This is a genomic window from Streptomyces sp. NPDC018026, from assembly GCF_044327745.1.
Classification (GTDB): Bacteria; Actinomycetota; Actinomycetes; order Streptomycetales; family Streptomycetaceae; genus Streptomyces; species Streptomyces rubrogriseus.
Genome location: NZ_JBIRFY010000002.1, coordinates 340,554 through 360,010, shown reverse-complemented (window position 1 = coordinate 360,010; position 19,457 = coordinate 340,554). Strand labels below are relative to the sequence as shown.

Here is a 19,457-nt window from a genome sequence, read left to right as displayed (position 1 = left end):
TCACCTCTCCTTCTGCAGTACGGACAGCGCGGCGATGAGCTCTGCCTGCGGCTCGGGGTGCACCTCGAGACCGTCGAGCGGCGCCAGCCTGCGCTCGCGCTCGACGTGCATGACCCGGTCGACGTGTTCCTCGAGCAGCCGCCCGCCCCGGTCGCGCAGCCGCAGCGCGCCGTGGGCGCCGATCCGCTCGGCGAGCCGTTCCCCGGCGATGCGTGCGCGCCGCCCGCCCAGCAGCACGGTGGCGACCAGTCCGGCCACCACCCCGGGGTCCGGGGCCAGGTTCCGGTCCAGCTCGCGCACCTCGTCCTCGGCGTACTCCTCCAGCTCGCGCCGCCAGCGCCGTACGGCCACCCCGATGCGCTGCTCGGCGCTCTCCGGCGCGGGGACGTGGTCCGCGAGTTCGGGGGCGCCCGCCGCCGGTTCGTGCCGCCAGGCCTCGTCGACGCTTTCGTCGGCGGCCGTGACGGCGCACAGCAGCAGGGCGCTCAGGCTCTCCACCAACGAGTCGAGGAGCTCTTCCGGCGAGCAGTCGAGGGGGAAGGCCCGCCAGCGTTTCAGCGCGTCCCCGGCGAGCACGGCGCCCGCCTGCAACCGGCCCCGCACGCGCGCGTGCTCACCGTCGTAGGCGCCGTCGACGGCGGCGGTGAGCCGCAGCGCGGCGGCGTACTGCGCGGCGGTGGCACCGGCCAGCTCGGGCATCCGGGACCTGAGCGAGTCCAGGATGCCGTGCGCCGTGCGGGCCATGGCGTGGTGCCGGGCGTCGAGTTCCTGGGCCCGGTGGACGAGCCAGGACCGCAGCGGTGCCACGGCGCTGGCCGGCAGCAGGCCGCCGCCCCAGGCCGACTCGGGCAGTTCCGGGACCGTGAAGCGGGGGACGTCGCCAAGGCCGGCCTTGGTGAGCAGCGCCCCGTACTGCCGCGACACCTCGGACACCACCTGGTGGGGCACCCGGTCGAGCACGGTGACCAGGGTGGCGTCGTACTCCTTGGCGGTGCGCAGCAGGTGCCAGGGCACCGCGTCGGCGTACCGCGCGGCCGTGGTGACCATCACCCAGATGTCGGCGGCGCAGATCAGTTCGGCCGCCAGGACGCGGTTGTCGGCGACGAGGGAGTCGACGTCGGGCGCGTCCAGGAGGGCGATGCCGGGCGGAAGGGTGTCGGCGGTCTCGACCCGCAGCACGCGCGCGGGGTTCTCGCCGGGCAGCAGCAGGTCGTCGTCCGGGTCCCGGTGGGGCACCCACACGCGCGTGAGGTCGGGCAGCACCCGCATGCCGCTGAACCAGTGGTGGTCCTCCGGATGGCAGACCAGGACCGGCGTGCGGGTCGTGGGACGCAGCACACCCGCCTCGCTGATGCGACGTCCCACCAGGGAGTTCACCAGGGTCGACTTTCCGGCGCCGGTGGATCCGCCCACCACGGCCAGCAACGGCGCTTCGGGCTCCTTCAGGCGGGGCACCAAGTAGTCGTCGAGCTGTGCGAGCAGTTCGTCGCGGTTGGCACGCGCGCGTGGGGCCCCCGCGAGGGGCAGCGGGAAGCGTGCGGCCGCGACACGGTCGCGCAGGGCGGAGAGTGCGTCGAGCAGCTGAGGCCGTACGTCCAAGGTCACCACATGTGAAGAATGCCCAATTTTGAGGGAATTCTGAAGCATATGAGCATGATGAGCATGTCTGCGCGCCGACCGGACACTCCGGACGGAAGGGACTACTGGGGCGCGCGGACAGTCCAGGCATAACGAGTGGACAACACCCGATGCGCGAGACGCCAAAAGCGATGCACGATTCGTAACTGCCTGCGATTATCGGGATCGCTTCACCGAACCTCCACATCGAGCCACGGAGGGGAAGCGTCCGGGACATGGAGCCGGGAGCCCTATCCTTGTCCCCGGCGAGGTCACGGACCGGCCCACACCCGGGCACGCACGACCGAGGCCGCCACACCAGGCCCCCGTAGCTCAGTGGATAGAGCAGGCGCCTTCTAAGCGCTTGGCCGCAGGTTCGAGTCCTGCCGGGGGCGCCGGGACACCCCTCCTCCGGGAGGGCACCTCCTCCGGCGCGGACCGCGCCCCGCTCGGCCGGCGCGGGTCGGTCAGTCGGCCGCGAGGGCCGACGGGTCGTCACCCGCGCGCGCCGGGCCCTCGTCGAGCACGCCGGTCTTGGCGATGAGGAAGGCCAGCTGGGCGCGGCTGCGACTGCTGAAGGCCTCCGACGCCTTGCGCACATGGGTGGCCACGGTCCGCACGCTCATCCCCAGCCGCCCGGCGATGGCCTCGTCGGTGTAGCCGTTCACCATCAGCTGCAGGACGGACCGGCGGGTCTCGTCGGCCAGCAGGGGCGGGCGGTGCGCTCCGGGGGAGTACCGGAGCGGGGTGGCCCGCTCCCAGGCGTGCTCGAACATGCCGACGAGGTAGCGGATGAGACCCGGGTGCTCTATCGCCAGGGCGGTCTGGCTCCGCCGTTCGCCGGGGTCGGGGACGAAGGCGATGCGCTGGTCACAGACGATGATCCGGTCGAAGACCTCGTCCAGCGTGCGGACTTCCGCCCCGGCGGCGGAGATCTGCTCGACGTAGAAGAGGGTGGGGTTGTGGGTGCGGATGGTGTGCTGGTAGATCGTGCGCTGCCGCACCCCGCGCCGGAGCGCCGGCAGGTCGCTGGCGAGGGCTTTGGCCAGGAGTTCCTGCGGCCGGCCGCCACCGGGCTGGGCGGTGAGGAGTTCCTCCTGGCAGGAGTCCACGGCCGAGGCGAGGGTGGTGCTGATGACGTCCGCTCCGCTGATGACCCGCGCGGCCTGCACCCCGTCCTCGCGGTAGCTGTCGCGGTAGACCTGCTCGGCGCGGTGGATCGACGCGTGGACCGCGTCGAGCGCGTGCTGCTGACGGCCGATGGCCGCCTCCAGGGGCCGCAGGATGCCACCGGCGGCCAGCCCCGGCGGAATGGCGACCACACCGCCGTCGGGCGCCCGCCGCAGAAGACCCAGGCTCGTCAGGCACTCCGGGATTTCCTGATTTATTGAGCGTCCTTTCAAAATTCGCGCATAGAAGTTCAACCCCTTCTGGCAGATCTCATGCACCTGAATATGGTTCGGTATGTCCAGTTTCACACACATCTGTACATCCTTCAGATTCCGGCAATGCATGATCATGCCACATTTTCCTCTTGGCACAAGACCGGGTCGGGACGCAAGATCTTCAGCAGACATCACGGCAACTCGACCCGGCATTGACGGCGGGCGAAAACAGGGGGCAGCTGCATGTTCAAGACCGCGCATTTACGCACGGCGATCGCCGCGTTCACCCTTTCCGCGTTCCTTTCTCTGGGAGCGTTCGCCGCATTTTCCGACACAGCGCAGCACGAATCAGAGTTCGAGATCTCTGCCTTCACCGATTCGACGGACGACTCGCAGTGGGGATGACCATGCGCACCGAAGAGAACGAAGACGTGATCGTCGCACCCTCCACCGCCGTGCAGGTGAGGGCCCGGGTGGAGGTTCCCGTCGATGTCCCCGGCCTGGGGCGCCGGGCGAGCACCATGGTCAGTTTCGACGGACTGCACGACGGTCGCGAGCACGTCGCGCTCCTTATGCCGGGCTGGGAAAGGAAGAGCGATCCGCTGGTGCGGGTACATTCCGAATGCCTCACCGGTGACGTCTTCGGATCTCAGCGCTGCGACTGCGGTCCACAACTTCACGAGGCACTCGCCATGTGCTCCCACGAAGGCGGCATCATCCTGTATCTGCGACAGGAGGGGCGCGGTATCGGGCTGTACAACAAGTTCGACGCCTACCTGCTGCAGGACGGGGGTCTGGACACCTTCGAAGCGAATGCAGTGCTCAATTTCAGCCATGATCTGCGGGACTACCGGGTGGCGGCCGAGATGCTGAGCGCGCTGAGCGTGCCCAGAATCCGTCTGCTGTCCAACAACCCGGAGAAGGGAAACCAGCTGCGTTCGTACGGCGTTGTCATATCGGACGTCGTCGCGACGGGGACCTTCGTCAATGAGAACAACCAGGCCTACCTGACGGCCAAGCGCGAACGGGCCGGTCATGCACTCGAGGTCTGAGGGGCTCGGCCGGCCCGAGGAGCCGAGCGCGGTCGCCCCGCGGGAACTGGCCGCCATGCGCCGGGCGCTGGAGCTGGCCGATGCCGAGGTCGGGTCGACCGGTTCGAATCCCGCGGTCGGCTGCGTGCTGCTCGACGCGGAGGGCGCGACGGTCGCGACCGGTGTCCACCGGGGACCGGGCACCCCGCACGCGGAGGTCGACGCGCTGCGGCGGGCGCGGGGGCGGCAGCGCGGGACCACCGCCGTGGTCACCCTCGAACCCTGCGACCACCAGGGCCGCACCGGCCCCTGTTCCAGGGCCCTGATCGAGGCGGGGGTCCGCCGCGTCCTGTACGCGGTGGCGGACCCGAACCGGGTCGCGGCCGGCGGTGCGAGACGGCTGGCCGACGCCGGGGTCGAGGTCGTCGGCGGAGTCCTCCGGGCCGAGGCCGAGGCCGTACTGGAGATGTGGCTCACCGCCGTACGCGTCGGACGGCCCTTCGTCACCTGGAAGTTCGCCGCGACCCTGGACGGCCGCAGCGCCGCCGCCGACGGCTCCGCCCGCTGGATCAGCTCGGCCGAGTCCCGGGCGGACGCCCATGAACTGCGCGCCCGGCACGACGCCGTCCTCGTCGGCTCGGGAACCTGGCGGTCCGACGATCCCCGGCTCGACCTGCGTCACGGCGTCGTGGGACACCCTCCCCTGCGGATCGCGTTGGACGCCCGCGGTGAGCTGCCGCCGGACTCCCGGCTGCTGGACGGCGCGGCCCCTACGCTCGTGGTGACCGATCCGGCCACCGGAACCACCGACTACGGCAACACCAGCACCAGCACCAGCGGCATCGACGTACTGCGTCTGAAGACCGACGCGCGCGGGCACTTCCCGCCCCTCGACCTGCTCGCCGCGCTGGACGGCCGAGGCGTGCGGTCCGTGCTGGTCGAAGGGGGCCCCGCACTCGCCGCCTCCTTCGTCCGCGCCGGGCTCGTCGACCGTGTCGTCGCCTACGTCGCGCCCCTCCTCCTGGGCTCCGAGGGAGTCGGCGCCACCGGACCGCTGGGAATCGGGTCGATCCATGAGGCACACCGGTTCCGCATCGCCTCGGTGGACCGGACCGGACCCGACCTGCGGGTCGAACTGCGGCCTCCCGCCAGGACCGGAGGGACACGGTGACCGGATTTCTCCTCCCCAATGCCCGTCTCACACCTCGGGAACACCCGGGGGCCGCCACGTCGGCACTCCCCCCGGTCACCGTCCTCGTCCCCTTCTACCGGGAGACCGCCGCGATCCTGCGGCGCTCCGCCGACATGCTCCGGTCGCTGGACTATCCGCACGACAGGCTGTCCGTGCGCTGGCTCGTCGACGCCCGGTACCCCGAGGACGTGGCGGCCGCGGAGAACATCGCCGCGTCGGCGCGGGCGGACTTCGGCGGCGGGCTGCACGTCGTGCCGGTGCCCTCCATGACGCCGAAGGCCAAGGCCCTGAACCACGCGCTGCGTTCGGTCGACGACCCGTTCGTCGCCGTGTACGACGCGGACACGGTCCCGGACCCGCGCCAGCTGCGGCAGGCCGTGGCCGCGCTCGACGCCCGCGGCCTCGACGTCGTCGACGCCATCGAACTGCCCGAGGCGGGCGGTGACCTGGTCAACCGGATCACGCTCGCGCAGTCGGCGGCGTTCTTCGGCGCCATGGAGTACGTCAATCGCCGAACCGGCATGCACATGCTTCTCGGCAGTTCGATCTACTTCCGCCGCACGGCCCTGAGCGAGGTCGGGCCGCTCAGCGAGGACGGCGTGGAGGAGCTGTACGAGTGGGCGGTGCGGGCCGCCGCCGCCGGGGTGCGCATGGGGCGCATCGTCTCCTTCTCGTACGGGACCCGCACCTCGGTGGTCGGGCCCGCGCTGCGGCAGCGCACCCGGTGGATCCGCGGCCAACTGGACATCGGCGTCCGCTTCCTGCGCGGGAAGCCACTGCCGGCCCGGCCGCGGACCGCCGTGGCGCTGATGACCCTCAGCCTGCTCGGCCAGCTCGGCGTGCTGCCGGTGACGGCCGCGGCCGTGCGCTACCGCGCGCTGCGCCTGCCCGCCGCCGCGCTGCTCCTCGGCGAGGCACTGCGCGTGCGCAGCGTCTCGCGCGACCCGGTGTGGGAGGTGCTGCGGATCGGCTCGGGCTGGGCCCTGCTGCTGCCGTTCGAGCTCCTGGAGTCGACGTCGGCCTGGCGCGCGGTCTGGGAGCTGGCGACCGGCCGCGACACCTGGCACAAGGTACGGCCCGAGACCGGGGAGAGCACGACGTGATCAGTCTGGGCCTGCCCCGCATCCCGCAGCGCGGCCGCATCTTCTCCTCCGTCTTCATCGACACCTTCGGCTGGGGCCTGTTCGCTCCGCTGGCGTTCCTCTACTTCTCGTACAACACCGGGCTGTCCTTCTCGGCCATCGGTTCGGCGGTCAGCGCCGGCACGCTCGCCGCCCTGCCGACGGCCCTGCTGGCCGGCTGGCTGGTCGACCGGTTCTCCCCGAAGGCCGTGCTGGTCTCCAGCAACCTGGTCACGGCGCTGGGCTACGGCCTGTACCCGTTCGCCTCCGAATGGACGCTGATCGCGGTGGCGACGTTCCTGGTCATGGCCGGTGACCGCCTGTACTGGGCGAGTTGGCCGGTGATCGTGGTGGATCTGGCCTCGGGCCGCAAGCTCGACGCCACCTATGCCGCGGTCGGGACCATCAAGAACTTCACCGTGGCCACCGGAGCTCTGGCCAGCTCGGGACTGACCGTCGTCTTCGGCCACGGGGCGGCGGACCTGGTGCTGGCCCTGAACGTGGTCACGTCACTCGTCGCCGCGGTGCTGCTGGCCGGAGTCCGGATCCCGGCGACCCGGCCGGGCCCGGAGCCCGGGGCCACGCAGGAGGACCCCGGCCCGGAGCCCGGGGGCAGCCAGGAGGACCCCGGCCGGCCGGTCCCCGGCTGGCGGGACGCCTTCACGGATCACGCCTTCACCGGGTTCTGCTTCTTCTTCATGCTGCTCACCTTCGCCTGGGCCCTGCCCTCGACGATCCTGCCCGCCTACGCCGTGGAGATCATGGAGCTGCCCGACTGGACACCGGCCCTCTTCCTCGGCATCAACAGCGTCGCCATCATGCTGGCGCAGATGCCGGTGACGGCGCGGGTGTCGCACGTTCCGCGGCAGCGGCTGATCGTGCGCTCCGGGCTGATCTTCGTCGTGGTCTTCACCGGCCTCTATCTGGTGACCAAGGTGCCGGCCACCACGGCGATCGCGGTGCTCGTCCCCGTGATGCTGACCTTCACGCTGGGCGAGATGATCAGCCTGCCCGCGGCCAACGCCCTGGTGGCGAGCAGCGCTCCGGCGGCGATCCGCGGCCGTTACATGTCGCTCTTCCAGCTCTCCTGGGCGGTCTCCGGCCTCTTCATCCCGCTGCTCGCCGGGTTCGTGCTGGACCGCGGGGCGCTGTGGGTGTGCGCCGCGTTCGGCGGGATCGCCCTGCTCGCGGCGATCGGCATCCAGGCCACCGCGTACCGGATCGCACCCGCCGACCGGCCCGGCCCGACGCCCCGGGGAGCGGGAACCGCGAGAACCGGTGCTCCCCCGCCGGACCGCCCGAGTGCCGAACCGGCCTCCCTCGACCCGGGGCCGGACCTCGACCCGGAGCCGGGCGAGAGCACCCGCCCCGTGTCCACCAAGGATGTGACATGACGCAGACCTCGGCCGGTACCCACGGCCTCTCCCCCGCTCCCGCCCGCACCGCCGCCCCCGGGCTCCCCGGCATCAGGGTCATGGCCCACCCCCGGCGACGGGACCAGGCGGAGGCCCTGCTCGCCCGACTGCACGGCGAGGACCGCGCACTCGTCCTCGACCCGGACCCGGAGGGGCCGCCGAGCCCGCTGCGCACCGCGGCCGCCGCGTGGGCCGGCCCGTACGGCGAGGCGCGTCACCGGCTCGTGCTCCAGGACGACGTCGTGCCCGCCGAGAACTTCCTGGACCTGGTCGCGGAGGCCGTCCGCAGCCGCCCGGACGATCCGATCGCCTTCTACAGCAACTGGAACCACTGGAACGGCTCCGCCGTACGGCTCGCCGCGCTCAGTGGCGCCGGCTGGGCCCGGGCCATCCAGGACGAGTACGCGCCCTCGCTGGCCGTGGTCCTCCCCCGCGCGCTGGCCGCCGGCTTCGCCGACCACGCACGGCGGCTGCTCGCGCACGGCACGCCCCCGGACGACGAGGCGCTGAGCGCGTTCCTGCGGGAACGCGGCCGAGCGCTCTTCATCGCCGTCCCCAACCTGGTGGAGCACCGGGGCGGTGACAGCCTCGTGGGCAACGACGTGCAGGGGCCCAGGTTCTCGCCGTGCTTCGCGGACGACGCCGCCGGGGGCCGCACGGGTTCGTCCACCCTCCAGGCGCTGGACTTCTACCCCCACTTCTTCAAGGGGCACGTCTACGGAATCGTCCCGACGGGCCCCGGCGGCGGCCACACCAAGGCCTACTGGGACGAGACCGTCCAACGGACCGGCGTCGATCCGGTCCTGGTCCGGGAGGCGGCCCGGCGCGAACCGACGCCCGCGGCGCTGCTGCGCGACCTCGCGGGCGCCGGGCTGCACATCCACCACGCGACCGCGGCGTGGACGGCGGCCGTCCTGTACGGCATCGCCCTGGAACGCCTTCCCGCCCCCACGGGCGCCGGTTCCCGGACCCCGGACCCCGCCGTCCGCGCGCGGGCCGTCGAGACCATCCCGCTGGGCGGTCTGGCCCAGGTCGTGGGGCTTCCCCTGCTGCGCCGGGTCATGGAGCCGCTGCGCGGGCTGACCGAGGAGGGCCTGCGCGCGGGAGCGGAGCTGGCCGCGGCCACCCGCGACTGACCCGCCGGCACGCCCTTCGCCCTCCCCCCTCTCCCTCTCTCTGCTCTCTGTTCCTTCCAACTGCTCTGTCAGGAGTTCGAGAAGACCATGCGGACAGTCGACGTGTTCCACCCGCAGGCCGCGAGCAACAGCGCGGCCGTCCACGCCTCTCCCCAGACCACCGTGGCATTCAGCCCCGACGGCACCCACTACGCCAGTGCGGGGTACGACGGCCGGGTGGTCCTGTGGGACCGCTCCGGTACGTCCCCCCGCTGGGTCGGCCGTCACTCACGGCTGGTCAACGGGGTGCGGTTCTCCCCCTCGGGCCGGCTGCTCGCCAGCGGGTCGGCCGACAAGACCTGCCGTGTCTGGGAGGTGGCCACGGGCCGTCAGGTCCAGCTGCTCGCCCGGCAGCCCGACGACCTGAACGCATTGGCCTGGCTGGACGAGAACCGCCTGGTCACCGTCTCGCAGGACGGTACGGGCCGGATCTGGGACATCCGTACCGGCGTGCTCCAGGAGGGCGTCATCTTCCACGCCGACCACTGCATGTCGGTCGACGCCGCGCCCACGGGTGTCCTGGCCAGCTGCGGCGAGGACGCCACCATCCGGCTCTGGGACACCGACGGCTCCCTGCTGCGCGACCTGCCCCAGGCCGGTCACGCGGAGATGTGCCGCTGGTCCCCCGACGGCACCCTGCTCGCCGCCAGCTGCGACGACGGCTTCGTGCACATCGTGCGCACCGACGGCGAGCTGGTCACCAAGGTCGGCCCGTACACCGCCGCCGTGAAGTCGGTCGCCTGGTCCCAGGACGGCTCGCGGATCGTCATCGGCGCCTACGACAGCACGATCACCCTCTGGGACATCGCCGACTGCCGCCCGCTGGTGCGCTGGTACGGCGCGCACCTGTGGCCCCGCGCGGTGGACTGGTCCGCGGACGGCAGGACCGTGGTCGCGGGCACCTTCTCGGCCCGGCCCGCGGTGATCGACGTGCCCGAGATCCCCGCGGACGCCCTGCCCGACGAGGTGCGGGAGATCACGCTGGAGGCGTCGGTGCCCACGCACGGCGTCAATCACGTCTCGGCGGCCGGCGAGGTGCTGGCGGCGGGCGGCGACAACGGCACGATCCGCGTCTGGAGCCACCGCGGCGCCACCGCGACCGAGGTACCGGTGGGCAACGGCAGCCTGGTCAACACGGTCGCCGTCTCGGCCGAGCTGCCCGGGCTCGTCGCCTACGGATCGTTCTCCGGGCGGGTGGGCGTGGCCGATGCCGTGACCGGACGCGACGTCGCCGCCGTCCAGCGCGAGCACCCGGTGAACCGGGCGGCGTGGTCGCCGGACGGGAAGCGGCTGGCGGTCGCCGACTACGAGGGCGGGCTCGACCTGTACGCCTGGACGGGGCGCGAACTGGTCCCCGGGGTGCACTACGCGGGCCACGACGGCGCCATCAAGGACGTTTCCTGGGTGGACGCGGACCGGCTGGTCACCTACTCGACCGACCGCCGGGCCCACCTCATCACCACCGAGGGCACACTGATCCGCTCCTTCGGCGGCCACGGCGAGCTGATCAACGGCGGGTCCGTGACCACCGTGGCGGGCAGGGCGCTGCTCGCCACCGTCTCCCGCGACCGCACCAGCCGCATCTACGACCTGGAGACCGGGGAACTGCTCCAGGTGCTGGTCGGCCACGACGAGTCGGCCAAGTGCGCGGCCTGGCACCCGGGCGGCGAACCCCTGCTCGTCACGGGCTCCTACGACTTCACCGGCCGGCTGTGGGTCCTCGACCCGAAGACGCTGGCCCCGCTCCACCAGCACGTGCTGGAGGGACACGGGAGTGCGGTGAGCGCGGTCTGCTGGCTCGGGGACGACGCGGTCACCGCCTCCTGGGACAGCAAGGTGTTCACCTGGACGCCGGACGCCGACCCCGCCGGGCCGCCGGTCCCGGCCGAGCCCGCCACGGACTGGCGGGTCCGGGAGGGTTCCCGATGACCTCCCTGAGCCCCTCCCTGAGCCTGCCGGTCGCCACCCCCGCGTCGCTCGCCCTGTTCGAGGCCGAGACGGCGGTCGTACGGCGTGCCGCGGAGCGCGTGTGCCGCGCCGCGGGCGGCGGGCTCGACGATCCGGAGACGACCGCCGCGGCCCGCAAGGGCTGGGAGGAGCTGCCGGCCCGCCTTCGAGCGGCCGTCCGTGCCTTCCGCAGGAACTCGGGCGAGTGCGGGGTGACGCTGGTCACCGGCCTGCCGGTGGACGAGGCGCTCCTTCCGCCCACCCCGACGGCGGACGGCTCCGTCCGCCGGGAGGCGACGGTGCCGGCCGCCACCCTGCTGATGACCGCGGCCGGTGGTCTGGGCGACCCGGCCGCCTACGCCCCGGAGAAGTCCGGCGCGCTGGTGCAGGACGTGGTGCCGGTGCCGGGCAAGGAGGACTTCGAGGGCAACGCGGGCTCCACGCTGCTCTCCTTCCACGTGGAGAACGCCTTCCACGCGCACCGCCCGGACTTCGTGATGCTGCTGTGCCTGCGCGCCGACCACGACGGGGCGGCGGGACTGCGCACCGGTTCGATCCGCCAGGCGCTGCCCCTGCTGTCGGAGCGGAGCCGGGAGGTGCTGTTCCGTCCGGAGTTCAGCACCCAGCCGCCGCCCTCCTTCGGGACGGCCGCCGGGACCGCGCCGCCACGCCCGGTGCTGACCGGCGACCCGGAGGACCCGGACCTGCGGGTGGACTTCTCCGCCACCACGGCGGTGACGCCCGGGGCGCGTCGGGCGCTCGTCGAGTTGGAGGCGGCCGTCGACGCCGCGTCCCACACGGTGCGTCTGACGCCGGGAGACCTCGCCATCGTGGACAACCGGGTGACCACGCACGGCAGGACGGCCTTCCGGCCACGCTACGACGGGGGCGACCGCTGGCTGCTGCGCACCTTCGCGGTGGCCGATCTGCGACGCTCGCGTGACCATCGCCCCGGCGACGGTCACGTGCTGAGTCACTGAGCACCGCCGCCGACCGGGAGCCGAGGGCATGTCACCACCCTTGATCACGGGGCTGCACATCAACGCCGTAGCCCTCGGGGACTCCTGCCGGATCTGCGCGATCTGGCGGGTGAGCAGGCCGGCCGGGCAGCGGTCGGCCTGCGCGCCCGTCCTCGCGCTCCTGCTCCCCCGTCGTGGCACGGAGCAGGACTGGGCCGCCGAGACCGCGCTGCGCGCGCTCGGGGAACGGCGGTTGGGCGACGGCCCGGTCTGCATCGACCTCGCCACCACGGTGGACGGCATCGCCGTGGACGCGCTGCGGCCGGGTCTGTGCGAGTCCGGTCTGCTGGAGGCGTCCCGCGCGGCGCTGGGCGAAGGGCACCAGGAGTGGGCCGAGTTGGCGCGCGGGAATCCGTCGGCCTTTCACGCCGCGGCGTCCGACGGCTATGTGCTGCTGCGCCATGCCGCGGTGGTGACCGAAGGCGACGCGGCGGGCCCGGGCGGCCGCGTCGCCGTCGTCCACGTCCGGGAGCACCGGGTCCTGCGGGCCTACGGCGCGGCACTTCTCGCCCATGCGGGGGCGGGGTCCTAGCCCCCGATGGACAGGGGCGATCATGGTGGTTACGACGGGCAGTTGGACTGTTGGACGGTTGGACGGGCCGAGGAGGAGCGATGCGGATCGAACCGGTGGACTGGGTGGAGATCCCGGCGGGAGTGGTGCGCCGGGGCACCCCGACGGACGACATTCCGCTGGTGGCCGAGCGTTACGCGGACACCGGGGTGCCGGTGGAGTGGTACCTCAAGGAGGCGCCGAGCACGGAGATCCGGCTTCCGGCCTTCCGGCTCGCCCGTACCCCCGTCACGGTCGGGCAGTGGTCCGTCTTCGCCGCGGCCGCCGGCCGGCCGGTGCCGACGGCTCCGCACGACCATCCGGTCACCGGCGTGAGCTGGGACGCGGCGTCGGCCTACTGCCGATGGCTCGGCGAGCGGAGCGGCGATCCGGGCATCAGGCTCCCCACGGAGGACGAGTGGGAGCGCGCGGCCCGCGGCGACGACGGCCGGGAGTTCCCGTGGGGCGACGAGTACCGCACCGGCCTGGCCAACCTGGTGGACCTCGGTATCGGCACGACCACCCCGGTCGGCTCGTTCCCGGACGGGGCCGGCCCGTTCGGGGTGCTGGACATGGCGGGCAACGTGGACGAGTGGACCTCCACGCTGTACGCCCCCTACCCCGGCGCCCCCGCCGGCGTACCCCTGGTCGAGGACTGGGCCTTCGACCCCCACATCACCCGCGGTGGTGCCTTCCGGCACGACCGCGACCTGGCCAGGTGCGCCCGCCGCCACAGCGCGTACGAGGAGGACCTGGCGGCGATCGGCGTCGGGCTGCGCCTGGCGGCACCGGCCGCCGGGACCGCCTCGGCCTCCGCCTCCGCGTCCGCCTGAGGGCTCGGTAGACTCGGCGGCCGCCACTGCCCCTTCGGCGAGAGGGACCACCCACCGTGCGACTGCGCTGCGCCGTACTCGACGACTATCAGGGGGTGGCGACCGAGGTGGCCGACTGGTCGCCGGTCGCCGACCGGGTGGAGGTCGTGTCCCACGACACCCACTACCCGGACGAGGACGCCCTCGCCGCGGCGCTCGCGGACGCCGACATCGTGGTCACGCTGCGCGAACGCGTGCCGTTCCCCGGCTCGTTGATCGCCCGGCTGCCCCGGCTGAGGCTGCTCGTCGCCTCCGGCATGCGCAACAGCGTGATCGACTACGCCGCCGCCGACGCGCACGGCGTCACCGTCTGCGGTACGGCCTCCTCCTCGACCCCGCCCGTCGAGCTGACCTGGGCCCTGCTGCTGGGCCTCGCCCGCGGCATCGTCCAGGAGGGCAACGGACTGCGCGAGGGCGGCCCCTGGCAGCAGACGGTGGGCGCCGACCTGCACGGCCGCCGGCTCGGACTGCTGGGGCTGGGCAAGATCGGCGGGCGGGTGGCCCAGGTCGGCCTGGCCTTCGGCATGCGGGTGAGCGCCTGGAGCCAGAACCTGACCCGGGAACGCACCGACGAGGTCGGCGTCGAACTGGCCTCCTCCAAGCAGGAGCTGCTGCGGAGCGCCGACTTCGTCTCCGTCCACCTGGCGCTGGGCGAGCGCACCCGCGGCCTGCTCGGCCCCGCCGAACTGGCCCTGCTCAAGCCGACCGCCTACCTGGTCAACACCTCGCGCGCGGCGATCGTCGACCAGGAGGCGCTGCTCGCCGCGCTGCACGGGGGCCGCATCGCGGGTGCGGGCGTGGACGTCTTCGACACCGAGCCGCTGCCCGCCGGCCACCCGATGCGCACGGCCCCGCGGCTGCTCGCGACACCGCACCTGGGCTATGTCTCGCGCGCCAACTACGCCACGTACTACGGCCAGGCCGTCGAGGCGATCGGGGCCTACCTCGCGGGCTCCCCCGTACGGCGGCTGCCCGTCGGGTCCCCGCCGCCGGCCCCGAGCCGGGCGTAGGCGGGCTCAGGCGGGCTCAGGCGGTGCCCGTCCGGGCGGAGTCCGCCGGGCGCGCGTAGATGCCGTCGCTCCGACGCAGGTGACCGAAGTCCACCAGGTGGCGCCGGAGCGTCACATGGTCGACCTCGCCGTCCTCGCACCACACCCGCAGCTTCTCGTCGACGGTGCGCTCCGGGTACTCCACGCCGGGTGCGAAGGTCTGCTCGGCGATGTGCCGCAGCACCACCTTCTTGCGCGTCCAGCGTGCGGGAAGACGCACCAGCCGGCCGTCCCTGACGAAGGTCCGCACGATCATGTCGCCCGGTCCTTCGTCACCCGCCGCGACGGCGTCGCCCGCGGACGGCGGGGACGGCGGGGACGGCGGGGACGGCGGGGACGGCGGGGACGAAGACTGCGAGGTTTCGGAGGTTTCGGCGGCCTCGGTGGACGAGTCGGCTCGGTCGTTCGGCATGCCGGGAGGCTAGTGGACACACCGGTGCGCACGGGAACGGTTTTCCGCCGGGCCCCGCCGCTCCCGCCCACCCGTGGACCTCGCGTGGGGGCTCGCGTTCAAAACGGGTGATCCGCACATTCCCCCCGTGACCCGCCGCGACCGGGTGCGTTGAACCGGCAGTGCGGCGGCGCGTCCTGCCGCCGCGCTCCCCGAGTCAGAAGGAGAACGTGATGTCTCGCATCGCGAAGGCCGCCGGTGTCGCCCTCGGCGCCGGTGCCGTGGTGCTCAGCGGCACCGGCATGGCCATGGCGGACGCGGGCGCGGCGGGCGCGGCCGTCGGCTCGCCCGGTGTCCTGTCCGGCAACGTCGTCCAGGTTCCGGTGCACGTGCCGGTCAACCTCTGCGGCAACACCATCGACGTGATCGGCCTGCTGAACCCGGCCTTCGGCAACGCCTGCGAAAACGGCGACGACGACCACAAGAGCGGCGGCTACGGCGGCTGAGTCCGCCAGACGCCCGAGGAGCCCCGGCCTTCCCGGCCGGGGCTCCTCCCGTGTCCGGGACCGATGTGCTCGTGCCCCGGGGCGGATGTGCTCAGGCGTAGCGGTAGATCCGGCCGACGTCCTCCAGTTCGTCCGGTGTCACGTCCCACGGCGGCAGCTTCTCGTGCCGTGCGACGATCCGCCCGCGCTGCGCGCTGCCCCGGCCGGGCGGCTCGGCGGGCAGGTAGCGGGCGCCGCGGTGGCGGGCCTGCCAGCGGGACCACTGGAGGTCGATGAAGGCGTGGTGCAGCCAGAACACCGGGTCGTTGACGGAGGCGCCGCCGACCATGGCCCCGCCGACCCAGCGGTGGACCCGGTTGTGGTTGCGCCAGGACACGCTGCCGCGGCCCGCCCCCCACCCCTCCAGCTTGTTGCGGAACCCCTTGCGGACCGTGGAGTCGTACGGCGAGGTGTCGTACTTCGGGTCGTCCAGCGCCCACTCCAGGTCGCTCTTGGTGGGCAGGCCGAGGGGGTCGGCGGCGCGTCCGAGGTCCCGGGTGAGGTACTCGGTGTCGGTGACGTTCTCCCTGATGGTCCAGTTGCCCTCGGCGTGGGCGAAGGGGCCGGTGGTCACCCGGTGGTCGGACCGCCGCCCGGTGCCGCCCAGGAGGTCGGCGGTCCAGGGCGTCGACTTGGCGCCGCGGTCCTTGGTCCAGTCCCAGTACGGCACCGTGACCGACGAGTCGACCCGGCGCAGCGCCTCCTCCAGGTCCAGCAGGAACCGTCGGTGCCAGGGCAGGAAGGACGGCGCCATGTGCGCCGTACGCAGGCCCTTCTCGCCGTCGGAGACGTAGTACTCGATGTGGGTGCGCACGAACTCGTCGTACTCCCCGCGTCGTTTGATCTCCAGCAGCGCGTTGACGAACCGTCGCTTCTCGGTGCGGGTCAGCGTGCTGACGTCCTTACGCGTGTACGCCATGCCGCCCCCCGGAGTGCCGGCCGTGGCCCGTGGACGGGGTGTCGCGCAGATGCTCGCCGGGGCCGAGTTCGTCGACGGCGCCGCGGGCCGCGGCGAGCGGGGTGGGGTACGAGCGGTAGTGGTCGACCATGCTCAGCCAGCTGCCGTCCGCCCGGCGCATCAGGTGCAGCGGCCGGCCGTCCACGGTGACGTGCCAGGTACCGGCGCCCACCGCCCGCCCCGCGGCCGAGCGGATGCCCCGGATGCGCCGGCCGCGGTAGGTCTCGTCGAAGGCGGCGCCCTCGACCCCGTCGGCGGACCCGGCGGACCCGGCGGACTCGGCTGCGTGCGGCCCGGGGTGGGCGGGTCGCGGTCCGGCGGTGGCGGCCTCCGCGGCCCGGGAGGGTCGCGAGGCGGCGATCAGGGGCGCCAGGCCGACGGCGAGGGCCGGGGCGAGCAGCCCCCGCATCACCTGCCGTCGGGTGCCGGACGCCGGCCCGCCTCTCGCCGCGTCCTCCGCCGCGTACTCCCGCTCGGCGCCGTTCGCCGTCGCACTCGCGTTGCCGACCATGGCTCACTCCTCTTCCGGTTCGGTTGGTCCGCACCGCTAACCGAACGGCGGGCCCCGCGGTCACCGCTCGCAGGGCCAGTCGGAGCACGACCGCTCCGGGGAGCGAGGTCGCCGGGGGTTACAGACCCGGTCCGACGCCCAGGTCGGCCACCGGAACCGTCTGGACCACCGGGGCGAGCACGCCGACCTCGGGAAGCTTGGGCGCCGGCAGGCCGAGGGCCTCGGGGTTCGGCGCGGTGAGCGGGGCGTCCAGGGACAGTCCCGGCGCCAGGGTGCGCAGTCCGGCGGCGGGGGCGTCGACACCGGCGTGGTCGAAGTCGTCGCCGAGGACGTGCGGCAGCGGCTGGCGCACGTCGACGCCGGGCAGCCCGCCGCGCACCGGAAGTTGCGGCAGCGTCCGCTCCGGCAGCAGCCGGCCCTCGACGTACCGCGGGCCCTCGGGTGTCCCCGCCGTCGGCACGGGCAGCTCGCCGGCCACCTCGGGCAGCTCCATGCCGAGGGCCGTCTCCGCGCCGCCCAGCGGCACCGGCACGGGAACCGCGCGGGCCGCGGCGGCGGGGGTCGCGGCTACGCCGACGGCGGCGGCCACACCGGTGACCACGGCGGCCAGGGTTCGTCTGGTGGTCGGCTTCATGACAGGCACGGTCCCTTTCGAGAAGGCGGAGGTTCGGCTTCGGGAAGGCGCAAGCAGGACGGGGAGCGGGAGCCGGGAGCGGGGCGGGACGGGAGGGACGGTTCAGCCGCCCAGCGGAAGGCCGCCCAGCAGGCCGTTCGCGGAGTTCAGCTTCGTGGTGGCGCCCTTCACGGTGTGCAGCACGGAGTCCTTGTTCTCGGTGTCCAGCGCGTCGGACCGCGCGTCCGACTGGTGCTTGATCGGCATGACGTCGATGGGCTCCGCGGTCAGCGCGTTCACGGCGCCGTTGAGGCTGGTGGGCGTGAGCGCGGCGGCGTCGGAGGCGTCGTAGGCGAACGCGGGCACGGCGGAGCCGGCGGCGACCAGGGAACCGGCGACGACTGCGGCGGCCTTGAGGGACTTCATCGTGTTCCTTTCTTCGGCGACCCGTGTCACCGGAGGGTGTGCTGACGCCCTCCCTAACGACCTGCGCCGGGCCCGGAAACTCCGCCGTCCGGAAGACATATGAGATCTCCGGGCACGGAAAGGGGCCGCCGCACCTCCGAAGGGGGGAGGTGCGGCGGCCCGGGACACGGTGGGGGCGTCAGGAGGGGTTCGCCGGTGCGGCGGCCTCCGGAGCGGCCGCCTCCGGCGTCGTGGCCTCCGGCGCGGTCGGTACGCCGGGCAGGCCGGCCAGGTCCGCGGCGGGCAGCCCGTTGCCGACCAGCGTGGCGGCGACGACGTTGACGATGCCGGTCATCACGTCCTTGACGGCCGGGGTCACCTGCTCGGCGGTACCGGAGGTGGTGGCCTTGACCAGGGCGTCGACCTGCTTCTGCAGCTCGGCGGTCGCGGTCGCGGTCAGGTCGGAGGCCGCCGCCGTCCCGGCGTCGCCCGGCTCCGTGACGGGCGCCGGCAGCGTGACCGGGGTGTCGGTCCCGGCCTCCGGCGCGGTCACGGCCGGCGGCTGGACCGGGGTGGTCGTGCCGGGGGTCGTCGTACCAGGGGTGGTCGCCGCGTCGTCGGCGTCCGTGTCCGCCGCCTCCGCCTTGGCGAGGGCGTCCTTGACTGCGGCGGAGAGCTTGTCGGCGTCCGTGGCGGAGAGTTGGCCGTTGTCGGCCTTGAGGACGGCGCCGAGCATGTCGGTGACGGGCGTGAGCACGCCGCCCAGACCGGCCAGGCTGCCGACCTGGCTCTGCAGTTCCTCGGCGTCGGGGAGGGGTGCGCGGGACGCCGCGTGGGTGCGTTCCCGGACCGAGTCGCCGTCGGCCGCCATCACCGCCGGACCGGAGATACCGATCAGCAGGCCGGCGCAGAGAGCGGAGGTGGCGATTCGCCGTGCGGGCAGACGCATGGGGGTTCCTTTCGGTGGTGCGTCGGATGTTGTGCCCACCGTGGAAGCGCCCCCGGCGCTCTGCAACGCAGGCGGCGGCCCGGGGCGCTCGCCCGCTCTTCTCAGGGGCCTCGTCCTACCTGGTGAGACGCCCTGTCAAGGTCCGTGCGCCGTGTCGCGGCCCGGTCCCCCCATTCGGGGCAGCACACCGCCCTCCGCACGGCAACGCGAACCGGCCGCCCGCTCGCGGAGGAACCGCGGTACGGACGGCCGGTGCGGCAAGTGCTGATCCGACGTCAGTCGTTCTCGCACTCGTTGCCGAACGCCGGGTTCAGCAGGCCGATGATGTCGATGGTGTTGCCACAGACGTTGACCGGGATGTGGACCGGGACCTGCACCACGTTGCCGGACAGGACGCCCGGGGAGTGGGCGGCGGCGGCCTGCGCGCCGCTGTCGGCGGCGGCGACACCGGCGGTGCCCGCCACCGCGGCGGCGGCGACGGAGGTCAGGGCCAGGCCCTTCGCGATACGCGACATGGAGAAGTGCTCCTTGGGGTTGTACACACATCCGGGCGGCTGCCCGGCGCAGTGTCAACGCGTGGCACGGGCGCGAGTTGTGCCGCCAAAGGGGTGATCTCGCGAAATACCGGCGTTCACAAATCCAACACACTTACCCGATTTCGCCGTATTAGTACGGATAGCAGCTAGAGTCCCACACCATTCGACGCACCCGT

Annotated in this window: 20 protein-coding genes, 1 tRNA gene and 1 pseudogene; 13 read left to right on the top strand and 9 right to left on the bottom strand. The window is 73.1% G+C overall.

Translation table 11 applies throughout. The features are described from left to right. Positions 1-1,608 carry a dynamin family protein gene (locus ACH4D3_RS07295; protein WP_398317480.1) on the bottom strand — a complete coding sequence of 536 codons (1,608 nt, stop codon included), beginning with the start codon at positions 1,606-1,608 and terminating at the stop codon, positions 1-3. 331 nt (positions 1,609-1,939) lie between these two features. Between ACH4D3_RS07295 and ACH4D3_RS07290 the strand changes: the two genes are divergently transcribed. Continuing rightward, a tRNA-Arg gene (locus ACH4D3_RS07290) sits at positions 1,940-2,012 on the top strand. Between the two features lie 72 nt (positions 2,013-2,084). On the opposite strand, the gene ACH4D3_RS07285 is transcribed toward ACH4D3_RS07290, so the two are convergent. After that, positions 2,085-2,939, bottom strand: a complete 855-nt coding sequence (locus ACH4D3_RS07285) for a LuxR C-terminal-related transcriptional regulator (RefSeq protein ID WP_398317477.1) — start codon at positions 2,937-2,939, stop codon at positions 2,085-2,087. A gap of 306 nt (positions 2,940-3,245) precedes the next feature. Here ACH4D3_RS07285 and ACH4D3_RS07280 point away from each other — a divergent pair, with 306 nt between their 5' ends. From ACH4D3_RS07280 to ACH4D3_RS07230, 11 genes are all read left to right on the top strand, one after another. Then, positions 3,246-3,407 (top strand): hypothetical protein, encoded by a 162-nt coding sequence (locus ACH4D3_RS07280; RefSeq protein ID WP_398317474.1) that lies wholly within the window; start codon positions 3,246-3,248, stop codon positions 3,405-3,407. A 2-nt stretch (positions 3,408-3,409) separates the two neighbouring features. Continuing rightward, on the top strand, positions 3,410-4,054 hold the full coding sequence (ribA, locus tag ACH4D3_RS07275; RefSeq protein WP_398317471.1) for a GTP cyclohydrolase II: 645 nt from the start codon (positions 3,410-3,412) through the stop codon (positions 4,052-4,054). Between the two features lie 55 nt (positions 4,055-4,109). Then, entirely contained in the window at positions 4,110-5,204 is a 1,095-nt protein-coding gene (gene ribD, locus ACH4D3_RS07270) for a bifunctional diaminohydroxyphosphoribosylaminopyrimidine deaminase/5-amino-6-(5-phosphoribosylamino)uracil reductase RibD (RefSeq protein WP_398318908.1), read from the top strand. Next, the gene (locus ACH4D3_RS07265) at positions 5,201-6,328 is read left to right on the top strand and encodes a glycosyltransferase (protein WP_398317468.1); all 1,128 of its coding nucleotides are present in this window, start codon (positions 5,201-5,203) and stop codon (positions 6,326-6,328) included. Before ribD ends, ACH4D3_RS07265 begins: the two co-directional genes overlap by 4 nt. Beyond that, positions 6,325-7,740 carry an MDR family MFS transporter gene (locus ACH4D3_RS07260; RefSeq protein WP_398317465.1) on the top strand — a complete coding sequence of 472 codons (1,416 nt, stop codon included), beginning with the start codon at positions 6,325-6,327 and terminating at the stop codon, positions 7,738-7,740. Before ACH4D3_RS07265 ends, ACH4D3_RS07260 begins: the two co-directional genes overlap by 4 nt. After that, positions 7,737-8,897, top strand: coding sequence for a hypothetical protein (locus ACH4D3_RS07255; protein WP_398317462.1), 1,161 nt, complete (start codon positions 7,737-7,739; stop codon positions 8,895-8,897). The genes ACH4D3_RS07260 and ACH4D3_RS07255 overlap by 4 nt, the downstream gene beginning before the upstream one ends. Positions 8,898-8,984: 87 nt before the next feature. Then, positions 8,985-10,865, top strand: coding sequence for a WD40 repeat domain-containing protein (locus tag ACH4D3_RS07250; protein ID WP_398317459.1), 1,881 nt, complete (start codon positions 8,985-8,987; stop codon positions 10,863-10,865). Next, positions 10,862-11,863, top strand: a complete 1,002-nt coding sequence (locus ACH4D3_RS07245; protein ID WP_398317456.1) for a clavaminate synthase family protein — start codon at positions 10,862-10,864, stop codon at positions 11,861-11,863. The genes ACH4D3_RS07250 and ACH4D3_RS07245 overlap by 4 nt, the downstream gene beginning before the upstream one ends. A 28-nt stretch (positions 11,864-11,891) precedes the next feature. Then, positions 11,892-12,434 (top strand): hypothetical protein, encoded by a 543-nt coding sequence (locus ACH4D3_RS07240; RefSeq protein WP_398317453.1) that lies wholly within the window; start codon positions 11,892-11,894, stop codon positions 12,432-12,434. A gap of 80 nt (positions 12,435-12,514) precedes the next feature. Then, on the top strand, positions 12,515-13,285 hold the full coding sequence (locus ACH4D3_RS07235; protein WP_398317450.1) for a formylglycine-generating enzyme family protein: 771 nt from the start codon (positions 12,515-12,517) through the stop codon (positions 13,283-13,285). Positions 13,286-13,341: 56 nt separating this feature from the next. Next, positions 13,342-14,334, top strand: a complete 993-nt coding sequence (locus ACH4D3_RS07230) for a D-2-hydroxyacid dehydrogenase family protein (RefSeq protein ID WP_398317447.1) — start codon at positions 13,342-13,344, stop codon at positions 14,332-14,334. A 16-nt stretch (positions 14,335-14,350) separates the two neighbouring features. On the opposite strand, the pseudogene ACH4D3_RS07225 reads toward ACH4D3_RS07230, so the two are convergent. Next, positions 14,351-14,665, bottom strand: a pseudogene (locus tag ACH4D3_RS07225) (DUF2087 domain-containing protein); the annotation flags it as partial. A gap of 332 nt (positions 14,666-14,997) precedes the next feature. Here ACH4D3_RS07225 and chpF point away from each other — a divergent pair. After that, on the top strand, positions 14,998-15,270 hold the full coding sequence (gene chpF / locus ACH4D3_RS07220) for a chaplin ChpF (RefSeq protein WP_398317444.1): 273 nt from the start codon (positions 14,998-15,000) through the stop codon (positions 15,268-15,270). A 91-nt stretch (positions 15,271-15,361) separates the two neighbouring features. On the opposite strand, the gene ACH4D3_RS07215 is transcribed toward chpF, so the two are convergent. From ACH4D3_RS07215 to chpG, 6 genes are all read right to left on the bottom strand, one after another. Beyond that, positions 15,362-16,228, bottom strand: a complete 867-nt coding sequence (locus ACH4D3_RS07215) for a tyrosinase family protein (protein WP_398317442.1) — start codon at positions 16,226-16,228, stop codon at positions 15,362-15,364. Beyond that, positions 16,212-16,778, bottom strand: coding sequence for a tyrosinase family oxidase copper chaperone (locus tag ACH4D3_RS07210; protein WP_398317440.1), 567 nt, complete (start codon positions 16,776-16,778; stop codon positions 16,212-16,214). The genes ACH4D3_RS07215 and ACH4D3_RS07210 overlap by 17 nt, the downstream gene beginning before the upstream one ends. Before the next feature lie 118 nt (positions 16,779-16,896). Next, positions 16,897-17,412 carry a hypothetical protein gene (locus tag ACH4D3_RS07205; protein ID WP_398317438.1) on the bottom strand — a complete coding sequence of 172 codons (516 nt, stop codon included), beginning with the start codon at positions 17,410-17,412 and terminating at the stop codon, positions 16,897-16,899. A gap of 102 nt (positions 17,413-17,514) precedes the next feature. Then, a complete protein-coding gene (locus ACH4D3_RS07200; protein ID WP_398317435.1) occupies positions 17,515-17,817 on the bottom strand; it encodes a hypothetical protein in 303 nt (100 codons plus the stop codon). Positions 17,818-17,995: 178 nt separating this feature from the next. Further along, complete coding sequence (locus ACH4D3_RS07195; RefSeq protein ID WP_398317433.1) at positions 17,996-18,745, bottom strand: hypothetical protein; 750 nt, start codon at positions 18,743-18,745, stop codon at positions 17,996-17,998. Positions 18,746-19,020: 275 nt separating this feature from the next. Further along, positions 19,021-19,260, bottom strand: coding sequence for a chaplin ChpG (gene chpG / locus ACH4D3_RS07190; RefSeq protein ID WP_030179666.1), 240 nt, complete (start codon positions 19,258-19,260; stop codon positions 19,021-19,023). Positions 19,261-19,457: the final 197 nt, after the last annotated feature.

What these genes read in the sequence shown, in the direction of transcription:
- chpF (WP_398317444.1), top strand. Translation starts at nt 14,998, where the DNA reads ATGTCTCGCATCGCGAAGGCCGCCGGTGTCGCCCTCGGCGCCGGTGCC.
- ribA (WP_398317471.1), top strand. Translation starts at nt 3,410, where the DNA reads ATGCGCACCGAAGAGAACGAAGACGTGATCGTCGCACCCTCCACCGCC.
- ACH4D3_RS07205 (WP_398317438.1), bottom strand. Translation starts at nt 17,412, where the DNA reads ATGAAGCCGACCACCAGACGAACCCTGGCCGCCGTGGTCACCGGTGTG.
- ACH4D3_RS07210 (WP_398317440.1), bottom strand. Translation starts at nt 16,778, where the DNA reads ATGGTCGGCAACGCGAGTGCGACGGCGAACGGCGCCGAGCGGGAGTAC.
- ACH4D3_RS07235 (WP_398317450.1), top strand. Translation starts at nt 12,515, where the DNA reads ATGCGGATCGAACCGGTGGACTGGGTGGAGATCCCGGCGGGAGTGGTG.
- ACH4D3_RS07240 (WP_398317453.1), top strand. Translation starts at nt 11,892, where the DNA reads ATGTCACCACCCTTGATCACGGGGCTGCACATCAACGCCGTAGCCCTC.
- ACH4D3_RS07245 (WP_398317456.1), top strand. Translation starts at nt 10,862, where the DNA reads ATGACCTCCCTGAGCCCCTCCCTGAGCCTGCCGGTCGCCACCCCCGCG.
- ACH4D3_RS07250 (WP_398317459.1), top strand. Translation starts at nt 8,985, where the DNA reads ATGCGGACAGTCGACGTGTTCCACCCGCAGGCCGCGAGCAACAGCGCG.
- chpG (WP_030179666.1), bottom strand. Translation starts at nt 19,260, where the DNA reads ATGTCGCGTATCGCGAAGGGCCTGGCCCTGACCTCCGTCGCCGCCGCC.
- ACH4D3_RS07215 (WP_398317442.1), bottom strand. Translation starts at nt 16,228, where the DNA reads ATGGCGTACACGCGTAAGGACGTCAGCACGCTGACCCGCACCGAGAAG.
- ACH4D3_RS07195 (WP_398317433.1), bottom strand. Translation starts at nt 18,745, where the DNA reads ATGCGTCTGCCCGCACGGCGAATCGCCACCTCCGCTCTCTGCGCCGGC.
- ACH4D3_RS07280 (WP_398317474.1), top strand. Translation starts at nt 3,246, where the DNA reads ATGTTCAAGACCGCGCATTTACGCACGGCGATCGCCGCGTTCACCCTT.
- ribD (WP_398318908.1), top strand. Translation starts at nt 4,110, where the DNA reads ATGCGCCGGGCGCTGGAGCTGGCCGATGCCGAGGTCGGGTCGACCGGT.
- ACH4D3_RS07200 (WP_398317435.1), bottom strand. Translation starts at nt 17,817, where the DNA reads ATGAAGTCCCTCAAGGCCGCCGCAGTCGTCGCCGGTTCCCTGGTCGCC.
- ACH4D3_RS07255 (WP_398317462.1), top strand. Translation starts at nt 7,737, where the DNA reads ATGACGCAGACCTCGGCCGGTACCCACGGCCTCTCCCCCGCTCCCGCC.